12 protein-coding genes are annotated in these 14,102 nt (G+C 48.2%); 3 read left to right on the forward strand and 9 right to left on the reverse strand.

The genetic code is table 11. The features are described 5' to 3' along the window. The first annotated feature begins 81 nt into the window (after nucleotides 1-81). Nucleotides 82-2,358, forward strand: coding sequence for a histidine phosphatase family protein (locus ACJMM9_RS03585; RefSeq protein ID WP_405323927.1), 2,277 nt, complete (start codon nucleotides 82-84; stop codon nucleotides 2,356-2,358). Nucleotides 2,359-2,615: 257 nt separating this feature from the next. On the opposite strand, the gene ACJMM9_RS03590 is transcribed toward ACJMM9_RS03585, so the two are convergent. The 5 genes from ACJMM9_RS03590 to ACJMM9_RS03610 form a co-directional block, all read right to left on the reverse strand. Then, a complete protein-coding gene (locus ACJMM9_RS03590) occupies nucleotides 2,616-2,876 on the reverse strand; it encodes a hypothetical protein (protein WP_405323929.1) in 261 nt (86 codons plus the stop codon). Nucleotides 2,877-2,882: 6 nt separating this feature from the next. Continuing rightward, the gene (locus tag ACJMM9_RS03595) at nucleotides 2,883-3,866 is read right to left on the reverse strand and encodes a MoxR family ATPase (protein ID WP_088630132.1); all 984 of its coding nucleotides are present in this window, start codon (nucleotides 3,864-3,866) and stop codon (nucleotides 2,883-2,885) included. A gap of 294 nt (nucleotides 3,867-4,160) precedes the next feature. Continuing rightward, nucleotides 4,161-4,481, reverse strand: coding sequence for a TfoX/Sxy family protein (locus tag ACJMM9_RS03600; protein WP_405323931.1), 321 nt, complete (start codon nucleotides 4,479-4,481; stop codon nucleotides 4,161-4,163). Next, complete coding sequence (locus tag ACJMM9_RS03605; RefSeq protein WP_405323933.1) at nucleotides 4,468-4,734, reverse strand: hypothetical protein; 267 nt, start codon at nucleotides 4,732-4,734, stop codon at nucleotides 4,468-4,470. The genes ACJMM9_RS03600 and ACJMM9_RS03605 overlap by 14 nt, the downstream gene beginning before the upstream one ends. A gap of 18 nt (nucleotides 4,735-4,752) precedes the next feature. Continuing rightward, on the reverse strand, nucleotides 4,753-5,496 hold the full coding sequence (locus tag ACJMM9_RS03610; protein ID WP_405323935.1) for a hypothetical protein: 744 nt from the start codon (nucleotides 5,494-5,496) through the stop codon (nucleotides 4,753-4,755). Between the two features lie 94 nt (nucleotides 5,497-5,590). On the opposite strand from ACJMM9_RS03610, the gene ACJMM9_RS03615 reads away from it, so the two are divergent. After that, nucleotides 5,591-6,415: a hypothetical protein gene (locus ACJMM9_RS03615; RefSeq protein ID WP_405323937.1), complete on the forward strand. Its 825-nt coding sequence runs from the start codon at nucleotides 5,591-5,593 to the stop codon at nucleotides 6,413-6,415. Between the two features lie 6 nt (nucleotides 6,416-6,421). Here the strand turns inward: ACJMM9_RS03615 and ACJMM9_RS03620 are convergent, their stop codons facing one another. From ACJMM9_RS03620 to ACJMM9_RS03635, 4 genes are all read right to left on the reverse strand, one after another. Then, complete coding sequence (locus ACJMM9_RS03620) at nucleotides 6,422-7,483, reverse strand: acyltransferase family protein (protein WP_405323939.1); 1,062 nt, start codon at nucleotides 7,481-7,483, stop codon at nucleotides 6,422-6,424. Continuing rightward, nucleotides 7,483-8,535, reverse strand: coding sequence for a BatD family protein (locus ACJMM9_RS03625; RefSeq protein ID WP_405323941.1), 1,053 nt, complete (start codon nucleotides 8,533-8,535; stop codon nucleotides 7,483-7,485). The genes ACJMM9_RS03620 and ACJMM9_RS03625 overlap by 1 nt, the downstream gene beginning before the upstream one ends. 94 nt (nucleotides 8,536-8,629) lie before the next feature. Further along, nucleotides 8,630-10,096, reverse strand: coding sequence for a glycosyl hydrolase family 8 (locus ACJMM9_RS03630; RefSeq protein WP_405323943.1), 1,467 nt, complete (start codon nucleotides 10,094-10,096; stop codon nucleotides 8,630-8,632). Between the two features lie 170 nt (nucleotides 10,097-10,266). After that, nucleotides 10,267-11,214, reverse strand: a complete 948-nt coding sequence (locus ACJMM9_RS03635) for a T9SS type A sorting domain-containing protein (protein WP_405323945.1) — start codon at nucleotides 11,212-11,214, stop codon at nucleotides 10,267-10,269. A 463-nt stretch (nucleotides 11,215-11,677) separates the two neighbouring features. Here ACJMM9_RS03635 and ACJMM9_RS03640 point away from each other — a divergent pair, with 463 nt between their 5' ends. After that, a complete protein-coding gene (locus ACJMM9_RS03640) occupies nucleotides 11,678-13,918 on the forward strand; it encodes a cellulase family glycosylhydrolase (RefSeq protein ID WP_405323947.1) in 2,241 nt (746 codons plus the stop codon). Nucleotides 13,919-14,102 lie beyond the last annotated feature (184 nt).

Below are 14,102 nucleotides of genomic sequence, written 5' to 3' on the forward strand. Positions count from 1 at the left end.
ACAAAAAACGGACCATATACGTCCAGTAGCAAAATCAAAATTTTTTAAATTTGTCGCGAAAAATTTATTTGGGAGCAATGCATGAAATCCAAATTACTCTTAGCAACGTCAATTTTCGCAATCTTCGCACTCAACGGCTGTCTGGACCAAGTCACAGAAGCATCAGATATGTCGGCACTGGCTTGCAAAACAGAGCCGCTAGACGACAACAGCGGCCTCAAGATCATCTGCGGAGGCGATTCCGTAGGAGTCGTCCTGAACGGCAAAGACGGAAAGGACGGTAAAGAAGGTAAATCAGGTGCCAATGGCAAAGACGGTAAAAACGGAAGCGATGGTACGTCGTGCAGAGTCGAAGAAAACAAGGACATCGACGGGTTCGAAGTCTTCTGCGGCGACAAAAAAGTCGGTGAACTCAAAAACGGAAAGGACGGCGCTGACGGCAAGAACGGAAGCGACGGTACGTCGTGCCGCGTTGAAGAGAACAAGGATATCGACGGGTTCGAGGTCTTCTGCGGCGACAAAAAAGTCGGTGAACTGAAAAACGGCAAAGACGGCGCTGACGGCAAGAACGGAAGTGACGGAACATCGTGCCGAGTCGAAGAGAACTCTGAAGGCGACGGCTACGACGTCTACTGCGGAGACAAGAAAGTCGCTGAACTCAAAAACGGAAAGGACGGTGCTGACGGCAAGAACGGAAGTGACGGAACGTCATGCAGAGTCGAAGAAAACTCTGAAGGCGACGGCTACGACGTCTACTGCGGTGATAAAAAGGTCGGTGAACTGAAAAACGGCAAGGACGGCAAAGACGGCAAGAACGGAAGCGACGGAACATCATGCCGCGTTGTAGAAAACAAGGACATCGACGGGTTCGAAGTCTTCTGCGGCGACAAGAAAGTCGGTGAGCTGAAAAACGGCAAGGACGGAAGCGACGGAACGTCCTGCCGTGTTGAAGAGAATTCTGAAGGCGACGGTTACGATGTCTTCTGTGGTGACAAAAAAGTCGGCGAGCTGAAAAACGGAAAGGACGGCAAAGACGGCAAGAACGGAAGTGACGGAACGTCGTGCCGCATCGAAGAAAACAAGGACATCGACGGGTTCGAGGTCTTCTGCGGTGACAAGAAAGTCGGCGAGCTGAAAAACGGAAAGGACGGCGCTGACGGCAAGAACGGAAGCGACGGAACGTCGTGCCGCGTTGTAGAAAACTCTGAAGGCGACGGCTACGACGTCTACTGCGGTGATAAAAAGGTCGGTGAACTGAAAAACGGAAAGGACGGCGCCGACGGTAAGAACGGAAGCGACGGAACATCATGCAGAGTCGAAGAAAACAAGGACATCGACGGGTTCGAAGTCTTCTGCGGCGACAAGAAAGTCGGTGAGCTGAAAAACGGAAAGGACGGAGCTGACGGTAAGGACGGAAGTGACGGAACGTCGTGCCGAGTCGAAGAGAACTCTGATGGCGACGGTTACGATGTCTTCTGCGGTGACAAGAAAGTCGGTGAGCTGAAAAACGGAAAGGACGGCAAAGACGCAAAACCCGTCGAAATTCTGAGCAACGCTTGTAACGTCTTGCGCACCACAACAGACACATTCTCCTCCATGTACGACGTTTTCTACTGCCTCCGCCCCAACGAAAAAGTCACATTCATCCTCCGCCACGCCGCCCGCGACAGAAACAACACCGGAACAAACGGCAGCCTCAACCAAACCGGAATCAATCAATCCATACAAGTCGGCCAAAAGCTCAAAAAGCTCAACATCGACGACTTCTTCTACATGCACACAAACGTCTATCGCACCCTACAGACCGCACGAATCATTTCCGAAAATAAAGGCCAAACAACCGGAAGCGAAGACGAATGGAAAAACACAACCTCCAACGAATACCATGCACAGAACATGGACCTTCTTGAATCCTGGTACATCCGAAACGAAAACAGAAAAAAAGATTGTCAAGGTCAAAACAGCTGGGGCTGGAGCATATACTCCAAAGTCGCCTACGAAGAATACGACAAGAAAAATAATAGCGATAGCGAAAACAGAGCCGCATGCGAAGATGCATTATACAATATCGAAGAAAGAACACAAGAGTTTATCAGCACACACTTCACATACGACAACATGCACAAGATGACCCTAGCCATCTCGCATGACCAATTCCTCGTGCCATTCGTCATCGCCATCAGCCACAAAAAAATCCATGACGACAGCAACTACACATTGCAGTTCCACAAGCACGAAAATAATTTCAACTACTGGATCAACTACCTGACCGGTGTTGCCATCATCGTGGACCCCGACAATAACACTACAGTCATCCCCGTCACCGCTCTGGACGATGGATTCCTGCGTACCTACTAGCAATTCAAATTACAAGTACTTTCAAGCCCCCGCCCGGGGGCTTTTTTCGTATATTAAGCAACATGCCAAACGAGAACATAGCAGATCTTCAATCAGCCATTTGCATGGCAATCCTTTTTCTATTGGGAATTGTCCTACTAGGCATTTGGGGATATATGTACGACAAAGTAGACGCCTCAAAACTCAAGCACATTCCTAGAATCGACATTCTCTATATTCTCTACATCGCTATTAAGTACCTACAACAACACTGGAAATCAGAGAAACGCAAAACAATTATTCTCTTTCTGTCCTTCCTGATAATATTCTTCGGCGCCATCATTATTGCATTTCACGCCAAATAAAAAAGCACCCCCATCGGGGTGCATTTTAACAAGGTCTGCGACTCTCGCAAGTTCGATGGCCGCGACTTTCGCGGCATCTTGCTCACGAGCACTAAAGATTACGGAAGTTGCGCTTTTCAAGCGCACTGCCCAGCGGCTCAGCCATGTCAGAACGCAAGCGTTCTGCCGCGGCATTCGCCTTTAAGGCACTTCAACAGAATCCAAAATCTTCTGAACGACGGTTTCGGCAGTGACTTCTTCAGCTTCGGCTTCGTAGCTCAAAATCACGCGGTGACGGAGCACTTCCATAGCGACAGCCTTCACATCTTCCGGCGTCACGTAAGCGCGGCCCTGGATAAACGCATGAGCCTTCGAAGCCTGGGCCAAGCCAATAGAAGCACGCGGAGAGGCGCCCACTTCCACAAAGCCCACCAGGTCGCTACGCTTGATGCTACCCGGATCGCGCGTCGCCAAGACCAAGTTCACGATGTATTCACGCACGCGTTCGTCCACATAAACCTGCTTCACGAGCTCGCGAGCCTTCAAGATATCATCCTTCGTCGCAACAGCCTTCGGCTGGCGGAGCCCTGCACCCGAGACAGCATCGAGAATCTTCATTTCGTCAGCCTTGTTCGGGTAGCTCACCTTCACCTTCAAGAGAAAACGGTCCACCTGAGCTTCCGGCAGCGGATACGTACCTTCCTGTTCAATCGGGTTCTGCGTGGCAAGCACTAGGAACGGCTCGTCCAGCTTGAACGTCTCATCGCCAATAGTGATGTGGCGTTCCTGCATCGCTTCGAGCAAGGCGCTCTGCACCTTCGACGGCGCACGGTTAATTTCATCAGCAAGCACAAGATTCGTAAAGAGCGGGCCCTTGCGCGTTTCGAACTTTGCTTCACGGGCGTTATAAATCGTCGTACCGAGCAAGTCTGCCGGCAGCAAATCAGGAGTAAACTGGATACGCTTGAAGTCGAGTGAAACAGCATCGGCAAAAGCCTTCACCGCAGTCGTCTTGGCAAGGCCCGGAAGACCTTCCAAAAGCACGTGGCCATCAGCCAAAATGCCCGTCAGAATGCTTTCAACCATTGCCTTCTGACCAATCACCGTATCTTCAACTTCACGCAGCAAGTTCATGCAAAAAGAACTCTGCTGCTTCACCTTTTCCGAAAGTTCCTGAATATCCATTTATTTTACCTCTAAGTTTTTCATGCTTTAAGATACTAAAATCTTTCAAAAAAAACAAACGAGATTAGTCTTTAGTCGTTAGTCTAGTCATGCCCCGCCACCTTTGTCATCCCGGACTGAGCTTGCCCCGGACAAGTTCCGGGGTTTCGGGAGGGCACCCCCTTCTAGGTTTTCTAACTGTCCATCAGGAGTTTCTTACAAGAAGGTGATCCCCTCCCCATACGCGGATCATGACTACTAAGCAGCATAGCTGCAAGTAGTCAAAGAGAACAAGTCGGGGATGACAAACGCAAATTACCTTTTCTTCTTCACAGCGGGTAGTTCAGGGAGCATGGCATCAAGCAAACGAACGAGCAAACCGTTGTCTGCAATTTGTTCTGCGGTGACACGCAGCATCGGCTTTGCGCCATCATAGGGCAGCTGCAATTTTGCATCTGGGAGCATCGCCTTTGCTGCAACCACAGGCTTCACAAGCAAACGGTCATCGTAAATGCCGCCGAAGATTTTCCCATCAGCGTAAAGGATGTACTCGCCCATCATCTTGCGGGTGGTCACGCGCAGTTCCCCCTTGAACTGCGCCAAGACGTAATCACGGAATTTTTCAGTGCTCGGCATTTTTATTCTTCACCAAATTAACGATGCAATCCCTAAATTCGCCAGCATTACTAATATGGTAGCTATCCGCACCATAATACAAAAGCGAGTCCTTGCTATTATAGGTAGAACTAAGATCCATCAAATTAGCGTTTTCAGCCTTGCAAATTTCCGGAGTCATTTTGGAATCAGACATATAGTCCAAAACGCAAACGCTATTATCAGATTTCAAAGTCACACCGACTTCTACATAACTACCACGATCATACTGCAAACGCTTCGCCTTGGTAAACTAGACCTCAAAGTTCCGCCCATTAATCACGAATGAAATATGCGTTTTATCTTTACTGTTAATAACAACATTCTTTTTTTGCGCATGGGCTTCAAAATCTTCACTTTTCCAGAACGCCGTCCACGGGAAAACTCCATATTGCGATGTAATAATCACATCAAAAATATCTTCCATAAAAGAAGACCCCGTATAATCGTCATATTCATCTTCTGTCGGGGCATACACGTCTAGCGGTTTACCATTCAAATCGGTCATTGACGCAAAAAGGGTATCCTGCGTAAATTCAAAATATGTAATTGTATTTTTTTGCCTGCTGCTTAATTCTTTTGTATCACTGCAATCAAGTGAATTACTTTCTTGAACATACTCGCAGTTTATCATTTTCCATTTGTTCTTAATCTGTCCATTTTTACCACCAATAAATATTTGACCATACGTTCGAACATCTTCATCGGTATAGAAAATGACAAGCGTATCGCCTCTAAAACCATATTCTCTTTCTATATGTTGCGTATCCACCATCGTCACAAATTCGTATTTTTCATCATCAACTTTGCAAATATCATAACGACTCTCTTCATAGACTGAAAATCTCTGATTTGCCTCATCCATGACCAGCGGGAACTTGACACCCACAAAATTTTCTCTTGAATTATTGGACACCGGATTAGACTCGCCACCTTCACTACAGGCGAGTATCGCCACAGAGCTAAAAAACAAACAAGCAAGATTCAATAATTTCATAAAGATCTCCTTCCAAATCGTTTACTGCTAATAATACATTATTTTCGCCCCTTAAAAAACATCCAATTGCATAATTTGTTGTATATTATGCCACATGGCAACAAAATTCACTGAAGAATATCTCAAAGACTACAAAGAACAAATTTGCAAGCTGCCGCTTGACGAACTCTATGAAGTTTTAGATATTATCAGAAAAGACGATTCCCCAGAGCGTCAAAACATCGTCAAAGCGCGCATCGCAGAAATCGAAGGCGAAGAAGACGAAACAGACGCAGAATCAAATATCGTGCCCTGCACGCCATTCCCCGAACAACTCCAAGACGAATGCGACACCCAAATTTCAACTTCTGACACTGAGCAAGCAAATACCGAAAGCGACGACCCATCGAATCACGAAATCACACAAGAAGAAATAGACAACTACAACAACACACAACCCATGCCCGATACAAACGGACTCATTTCATTCATCTTCTTAATGGCAATTGGTTTTGGTATTATTCTCTTTGCTCTAATTATGGGATCAATGAGCACAAACAAAAGTGCAGGTTTTCACGATTTAAAAATAATGAACGTCCTGCCGTACCTCAAATACGTCCCTATAGCATCCATCTTGTTTCTTTACAAGCTCACCCGTAAAGAAATAGTCCGAGACTATTGGCTAAACCATCTTAAATTAGCCCTCAGCATCGCATCGTTTCTCGCCGTGAACGCAGTCATCACATTTATCACGGGAACATACAACGGGATTTTCCGCAGTTGCTCAGGAACGCCCGCAAAAATAATTGCCATAGGGGTTCTATTCTTCTCAATAATATTTATCGTAAACGCATTCCTTTTCATCAGCAAAAGATACCGTCCAAAACACGGGCTTACGCTAGCAGCGCTCGCCCTCGTCCTTGAAACAGCCCTCCGATAATCTCGTTTACAATTTCTTTTTCAGCATTCTCGCACACGGCTTTTCGACAAGTTCGTGCAGCGCAACGGCAATAACCGAGCACAGCGCAACCGACACCGCAATTTGCAAAACGTTATTTTGAATACCACAAGTAGCAAACAGCCTGTTTTCAATTTCAGTATTAAAGGTCTGCGCCAAGAAAAACGCATAGCTCGCCGCACTCGCATAACGCAAAACCGCAGACCCCTGCAGCCGTGGCGATTTCAATCCCGCCAGCGTTAAAATCATAAAGGCAAACAACGGCAGCACAATCCAGTCGTAAAGCATGTAATTGCCTACGAAAATATTCAGCCGCACCGCAATCGAAACGCCCGCAACCAACAGAAAAATCTCAACAATCAAAGCTTTCCAAGTCGCAAGAATTTTCGCAATTCCCGCCCGGATTGGCAACGAGCACAACAGAACGCCGATAAAAAATTCCAGGCCACGGAAAAACGGGTTTGCATAAATCGAATCCGTCTTGAACGTATGCACGACAAGCGGCGACCAAAGCAGAACAGCTGTGCAAATCGCAAGCACAATCCACTTCGTGCGTGTCGTCATCTGCTTTACAGCTTCCTGCATCAGCGGGAACGCCAAGTACGCAAGCAGCAAACAGGAAATAAACCAGGTTCCGTCATTATGGCTCACCGGAAACAGCGTCGAAAACACGCTTTGCAATCCCAAGACTTCAATCGGCAATAGCACCAGATTTTGGAACGCCGATTCCTCTCCCAAGGTCACGACATACAACGCAGCCACAACCAAGTACAAAGGAAATATTCCAAAAATGCGTTTCAGATAAAAGTTCTTGAGTGCAGGAGCCTGTACAAGCGACTTGTCCTTGTACGTCAAGAACAGCACATAGCCCGAAAGCATAAAGAACGCCGTCATGAACACGGCGCCCATCGAGACAAATCCCGTCAACGGTCCAAAACTGCTTTCGTGATGAATATTGCAATGGAACAGCAACACCATCACGGCCGCAACAACGCGAAAGAGGTCAAGCCCCGCCGCACGGTTTTGCATTTTGGACTTGTCGATAATCACTAATCGTCTTCCTTGATGCCCATGAGCGTCATAGCAAGTTTCCAGGTTTCCTTATTCTCGAAGCTGTCGCGCTTGCCGCCGCCATAGCGGGCGTGTGCAAATTCCTCGAGCAAGGGCTTCCAGCCGTCAAGTTTACCATCAGCCACGAGAGCATCCAAGTTCACGGCAGAAGCGGCGGCAGTTCCTTCGGCAGCTCCGAACTTTTCAAAGGCATATTCCTTGCAGATTCCTTCAAGTTCCAAGAGCCATTCGCGGCTGTCAGCAACCATCACGCGTTGCTTTAAGACCACCATCTTCTCGCGCATCGCATTTTCAAACGCACTCTTCGCTGCAGCCTTTGCGCATTCCCGAGAACGCTTGCGCATGCGCCACAGCGCTGCAAGCAACACACAAACGCCAACGGCACCGCCTGCAATAAATGGCATCACATTAAACGGCGCATCGACACGTATAGGTACGCTCTCGCTACGCAAATCGAGTGACTGGCCCATCGGCGTCGGGATTTCAAAACGCATAGCAGGAATGTTCAAGTTTCCCGTATCCTGCATCACGAGCTTGTAGTTGAACGTGATCTGCGCCATTTCCTTGCCGTCCTTTACCGAGCGGCTAGATTCCTGCGACACGCCCAACTGCAAAATGCCCTTCGCATTCGCAGAACTTGTCGGCACCACGAGAATCGCGCTCCCATTCACGCTCCACGAGACCGTCACTGGGAAATTGATTGTATCGCCCACAGTCGCCGTGAGCGGCACATTTCCAGCAGCACTCCCGGCACTTTCCGCATTTCCTGTAGCAATTGTAATCCCGAGCTGTTCCGCCGTCGGGAGCACAGGCATTCCCGCGGAATCTCCGTCAACAGAACCAGCATCACCGACTGCGTTCGAACTGTCTGCGGCATCCAAAACACCAGACGCATTCAAGCTATCTGTAGGCACCACAAGCGCCGTATCCGGCGCATTTTCTTTCACCAAAGCGGCATTTTCAGCACTCGCCGCATTCTTTGACTTAGACTTAACCTTTGCAGTCTTGGATTTCACATTCTTTTCTTTCATACGCAAAGAATATACAAAAAAGATACCTATAAAAAAGAAAAGCCCGCACAACGTGCGGGCATGATAACTTAAAGCAATTCGAAACTTCCACTCATTAGAACGGACGAACGAACAAACCGTTCAGCAAGGCAGAATACATCGAGAGCAAGATATCCGGGAAATAGCTGCCACCGGTATTCGAAAGCGTCTTTGCATTCACACCATTCGTGCAAAGGCTAAGCCAAGTCGGATTGTCAACAATACCAGTAGCACACCAAGCACCATACCAATGGCTCGGTACAGTAGTACTATTAGTGTTGTCAGGGCCAATCGCCAGATTCCATGAGTAATAGACAGAAAGGGCAGCATCATCCGGATTGTTTTTCGCCCTGGTCGAGATAAACTGGTTCAGCTGAGTCAGGATTGTCGCCGCACGCGGATCCTGGAACCAATAGTAATCCCAGGCAATTCTCCACGGGATACGCACAGATTCCTTATTGAACGTATACCAGGTGTAAGTCTTTTCGTTTTTGCCGGCTGCACCATTAGGCGGATTCACAGCAGTGCCCGTAGCATCACTCCAGTCCGGGAACACGCCTGTACCCATAGCCTGAACATTCTGCATGTACGTATACATCGCATTCAGAACGCCCATCCAATCATGAGACGGGTCCACCATCGCAAAAAGCCTAAGGGCCACAGGAGAGAAGTAACTCAGGTTGTAAGTCGGATTCGCTTTCTTCCATATGCCTTCATCTCCAGAGTAAAGGAGCAAGGTCGCCGGATTGACTTCCAGATCCCAAATAGCGCTTATAAAATTCAAAGCATCTTGTAAGTACATATCCTGACCAGTCCTGTAATACATAAGGATCAAGGCCGTCGCAATATCTTCATCGGCGTCCGTGGCGCTGGAATTATCGACATCCCTCCAGTAGAAGGACTCAGTAATCCACGGCATAAGCCTTCTGTTGACCCATGCTCTAAAGCCCCTCGTATAATTCCACAAACGGCGGAAAGTTTCATCATCCTGATTGAAGTAAGCCAAAAGCATGCCGTATCCAATGCCTTCAGACACCGTACAGGCTCGGGCTCTCCAATTGGCTGCTGTCGCATCTTCTACGTAGCAGTAATCCTTATAATAACCGTTAGCCTGATTTTGCCAGATAACTCGGCCAACACCACCCAGCGGGTTATTGACTGGATCATAAACATAAGCCGCAGGGAACACATTACTGAATTCTACAGCAAGAGACGGATAGATAGCCATTTCCTGTTCTTCAGTCGTGTAATGGAAACTTCTCCAATTCTGATAATGGGTCATAGCAACAGTCGGGTTCGCTGCAGGAGCGAGCTGCGGATACACGACCGGTGCAACAGCGGAGCTAGCGGGAGCAGGAGTCGAGCTAGTCGGAGTGGGCGAAGATGTCGGCCCCGGATCAATAGCAGAAGAACTTGTTGGAAGCGGAATCAACGCGGAACTTGGCGTCGGATTGTCAGGTGAATTCGGATTATCGTCGCCACAGGCGCCCAGAAAAAAAGCCGAGCCGACCAAGGCGGACAACAGGAATTTCTTGCAAATCATAAAAGCCTCTTAAAGCAGGATTGGTAAATGCTAATGTAATATATATAAATATAGCTATTAGCGAAAAAATGAAAGTAAAAATGAATTTTACCTGTGAGCAAAAACAATTTTAGGCAAAACGAAAAGGGCCGCTTGCGCGACCCTTTTCTGAAATTCTTGCGAATCCTAAATTACTTCAACACGATCTTGTTGGTGAAGTTGACGGACTTGCCAGCAACGCGAACCATGTAGACACCTGCATCGAGAGAAGCGAGGTTGAGAGAAGAGGAAGCGTCGACAGAACCCTTAGCAACAACCTGACCCTGGAGGTTCAAGACTTCAGCAGTGGCAGCAGACTTGATGCCAGCGATGGAGAGAGAACGGCCAGAAAGGATTGCCTTTGCAGAGGATGCGCTACGAACAGCCTTGATGCTGGTGCTCGGGCAAGTTGCAGTGTACGGGCCAACTGCAGCGATGTTGAACTTGTAGCTACCATCAGAAGTCTGGATCTTGAACTTCACAGCGACGAGACGCTTTGCAGCTTCCGGACCGGTGATCTTTGTAGCTTCCTTGTACCAGGACGGCATCTTAAAGTCAGACCAAGCGAGAGACTTCACCTGGATAGAAGAAGCCTTGGAGAGACCTGCAAACGGGTTTGCGTAACCGATGTCAGCATCGAAGGAACCGAGGCCGAGTTCGAGATTCGGATTTGCTTCAGAAGTATAAGAAATGCAAAGACCGCCCCAAGAAGTTGCGTCAGCCGATGTTGGATCACCATCACCACCTTCCTGGCCAGCAATGTTGAAGCCGATACCAACGAACGGCTGATAGCTCAAGTCACCCTTGTCGAGGACTGCAGTACCGCAAACGCCCGAGCAGTGTTCGATAATCGGGTCAAGAGCAGTCTTGTCGTAATCGTTACCCGGGTTTACCGGCCACTGAACTTCAGACTTACCGCCGTCAGCCTTATCATTATAGGCCCACCAGTAACCAGAAGTTTCGGAGCCATTGTCAAGACCCGTGTGAACCTGGGGATTGCCTTCTTCACCAAGCCAAAGCTGGAAAATACCGTCATCAAGTGCTGCAAAAGAAGCAGATGCAACAACAAGAGCCGATGCAATTGTGAGTTTCTTATTCATAATTCTCTCTCTTTTTTTAACTGTTTTACCCAAAATGGGTGATTTGGACAACAATATATTTTATTTTCTTTCAAAATGCCATACCTACAGCCCTTTGAAAAAAAAATTTACATAGTCGTCAACAAACCACCATTTCTTTTCTAATATAACACATTAGACGCTGTCAAAGTACATACAACTTTTATTACAAAAAACTTCTGTATATTTCATCACATAAAAACAAACGCAACTTTTTTATTACGATTCAGCTATTTCATTCTGGCGCGCAGAAAGCTACATTACATTTAATAAGTTGTCGTTCCATCTCACAAGCGGGAATGGCAGAATAAACAGGGTGACGGTGTAAAAACTGAAGAGGACGTAAAAAGCCTTGTGTTACAATGGTAAACAAAAAATTAGGCTAAAATGTTTACTATCTTCAGTTTAATTAGATAATTTTTGTCAAAACAAAAGGAAAACACTCATGAAATTGACAAAGCTCCTGACAGGCTTCTTGGCATGCGCAGCAGTATCTGCATTCGCTGCCGGAGCCGCAACAGCAACACCAAAGAAAGTCGGCCCAGTTTCTTATTATGGCGCCCTCCACACAAGCGGAAACAAGATCGTCGGCGCAAAGAACAACCAACAGGCGATGCTCCGCGGCGTCAGCCTTTTCTGGTCCGATGCAACTGGCGACTCCTACTATAACCCTACCGTCATTTCGTGGGTCGTTGACAATTTTAAGATCGACGTATTCCGTTATGCTATGGGTATCGAATACTACGATAGCGATGGCGGCACAAAGAACAAGGTCGATGCAGGATCATCCTACAAGGAAAATCCTTCTGGACAGTTGTCTATGATCGACCGCATGGTTCAGGCAGCTATCGAAAACGACGTCTACATCATCATCGACTGGCACAGCCACAGAGCCCACCAGGAAACCTCCTTAGCCAAAGAGTTCTTCAAGACTGTCTCTGAAAAGTATAAAGACGTTCCGAACGTCATTTACGAAATCTACAACGAACCGGTCAATGGCAGTGGTGGTGACTGGGGCGCAGTCAAGAGCTATGCAAGTACAATCTGCCCCGCAATCCGTGCCAATACGCAGAACCTGATCATTGTCGGTACACCGAACTGGTCTCAGCATCCGGAACAGGGTGCAAGAGATCCGATATCTTCTACAAATATCGCATACGTCTTGCACTTCTACGCGGCAACCCACTCTCAGGGCAGCTACGGCGGAAACGTAACTAGTGCTCTCAACGCCGGCTATCCAGTATTCATCAGTGAATGGGGCACGACCAACGCCGATGGTAACGGCGATCCGAACTCCAGCGCAACAAGCGCCTGGACAAGCTTCATGGACCAGAACAACATTCCGAACTGCAACTGGAGCCTTCGCCAGCAGACCAGCCACGTTGACGAAAAGAGCGAAAAGTCCGCAATTTTCGCAGGCAACAAGGCTCTCGTGAAGGCAGCAGATCTTGACGCAGCAACACTCACCACTTCTGGCAACATTGTTAAAAGCTACCTCACCAAGAACGCCCGCGCTTGGGCTGACTCTCTCGTCAAGGGCAAGAGCGGCAGCTGCTCCTTCAAAGCAACAACAGCCAAGCAGACCGACGGCAAGATTTCTGGAGTTCTCAAGTCTGGCTGTACATATACATCCAGCAACGAAAAAGTCGTATCCGTTTCTGGAAGCGACCTCGTCATCAGCGATTACGGTTTTTCCATTTTGACTGGCAATGACGGCTCCCAGTCCGTCGTAACGATCTCCCAGGTTGCAGGTCAAACCATTCCGAACCTTGAGGACGTCACCTGTACATTCTCAGGCCCCTGCGTGTCTGGAACAACGACCGGCAGAACGCTCGACTTCGACGGCGACGGAACCAACGACTATATCCTCACAATGGATGACAAGACAAGCGAAGGTTCCAAGTTCACAATCACGTCTCTCGATCCGACAATTGTTGATGTCAGCAAGACCACATGCACCAACAAGAACTGCTCCAATTCCCAGAAGAACGAGAAGGTCTGGATGCTCCACTTCAAGAATTTCGGAAAAGCAAAAGTCGTCGCTACAGCAGCCGCAATTCCTGGATTCCGCGCAATGCAGGACACCTTCGAAATCGAATACAAGAAGGGTGACGCCCGCATCTCGAATTCGTTCAAGAACCAGAAAGTCGCAATCGGCGCTGTCGCTACCGAAGGCCTCCCAGATGCAACCCTCACCGGCAAGGCTCCGATTACCTACACTTACAATGGCAAGCCGACTTCGGAATACATCACCAAGCAGGGCACAGGATTCGTCGCCGGCGCATCCAACGCAATCATCGTCGTCACCGCCAAGGCTCCGGAAACCGACACTTACGCAGAACTCAACAGAAGAATCACCATCATCATCGGCGATAGCGCTTCGGCAGTCAACATGCAGGAATACCAAGAGTTCATCAATCCTTCGATCGCTGTCAAGCCAGTCCGCAAGGTCGCAAACAGCCTCCAGGCCAGCATGAACGGTTCGATGCTCCACTTTACGACCAAGAACACTGGCATCGTAAAGGTGGATATTTATGACGCTCTCGGCGCAAGCGTAAAGCAGATGTCCGATGTCTATGGCAAGGGCAACCACGCCATCGACCTCAAAGGTCTCCCGAACGGTTCCTACACGCTGATCGTCCGCCAGGGCAGCCAGAAGGCTTCCGTGCGCTGGACCAACAAGTAAGCAACCAGGCGGGTTTCGCCCGCTAACAAGAATGTGAAAAACTCCAGCCGTTGGCTGGAGTTTTTTTTATTAATCAGTCAATAAGCTTAAGCCAATCCATACATCATAGAAACAAGTTAGAACTGTATGGATCCTCCTAGCGGAGGATGACCGTTGCCATGACATTGACGCGTCTTGCTAAACG

The organism is Fibrobacter sp. (assembly GCF_045112255.1).
Taxonomy (GTDB): domain Bacteria; phylum Fibrobacterota; class Fibrobacteria; order Fibrobacterales; family Fibrobacteraceae; genus Fibrobacter.

Coding starts and splice junctions, on each gene's coding strand:
- ACJMM9_RS03585 (WP_405323927.1), top strand. CDS start 82: ATGAAATCCAAATTACTCTTAGCAACGTCAATTTTCGCAATCTTCGCA.
- ACJMM9_RS03590 (WP_405323929.1), bottom strand. CDS start 2,876: ATGCCGCGGCAGAACGCTTGCGTTCTGACATGGCTGAGCCGCTGGGCA.
- ACJMM9_RS03595 (WP_088630132.1), bottom strand. CDS start 3,866: ATGGATATTCAGGAACTTTCGGAAAAGGTGAAGCAGCAGAGTTCTTTT.
- ACJMM9_RS03600 (WP_405323931.1), bottom strand. CDS start 4,481: ATGCCGAGCACTGAAAAATTCCGTGATTACGTCTTGGCGCAGTTCAAG.
- ACJMM9_RS03610 (WP_405323935.1), bottom strand. CDS start 5,496: ATGAAATTATTGAATCTTGCTTGTTTGTTTTTTAGCTCTGTGGCGATA.
- ACJMM9_RS03615 (WP_405323937.1), top strand. CDS start 5,591: ATGGCAACAAAATTCACTGAAGAATATCTCAAAGACTACAAAGAACAA.
- ACJMM9_RS03625 (WP_405323941.1), bottom strand. CDS start 8,535: ATGAAAGAAAAGAATGTGAAATCCAAGACTGCAAAGGTTAAGTCTAAG.
- ACJMM9_RS03630 (WP_405323943.1), bottom strand. CDS start 10,096: ATGATTTGCAAGAAATTCCTGTTGTCCGCCTTGGTCGGCTCGGCTTTT.
- ACJMM9_RS03635 (WP_405323945.1), bottom strand. CDS start 11,214: ATGAATAAGAAACTCACAATTGCATCGGCTCTTGTTGTTGCATCTGCT.
- ACJMM9_RS03640 (WP_405323947.1), top strand. CDS start 11,678: ATGAAATTGACAAAGCTCCTGACAGGCTTCTTGGCATGCGCAGCAGTA.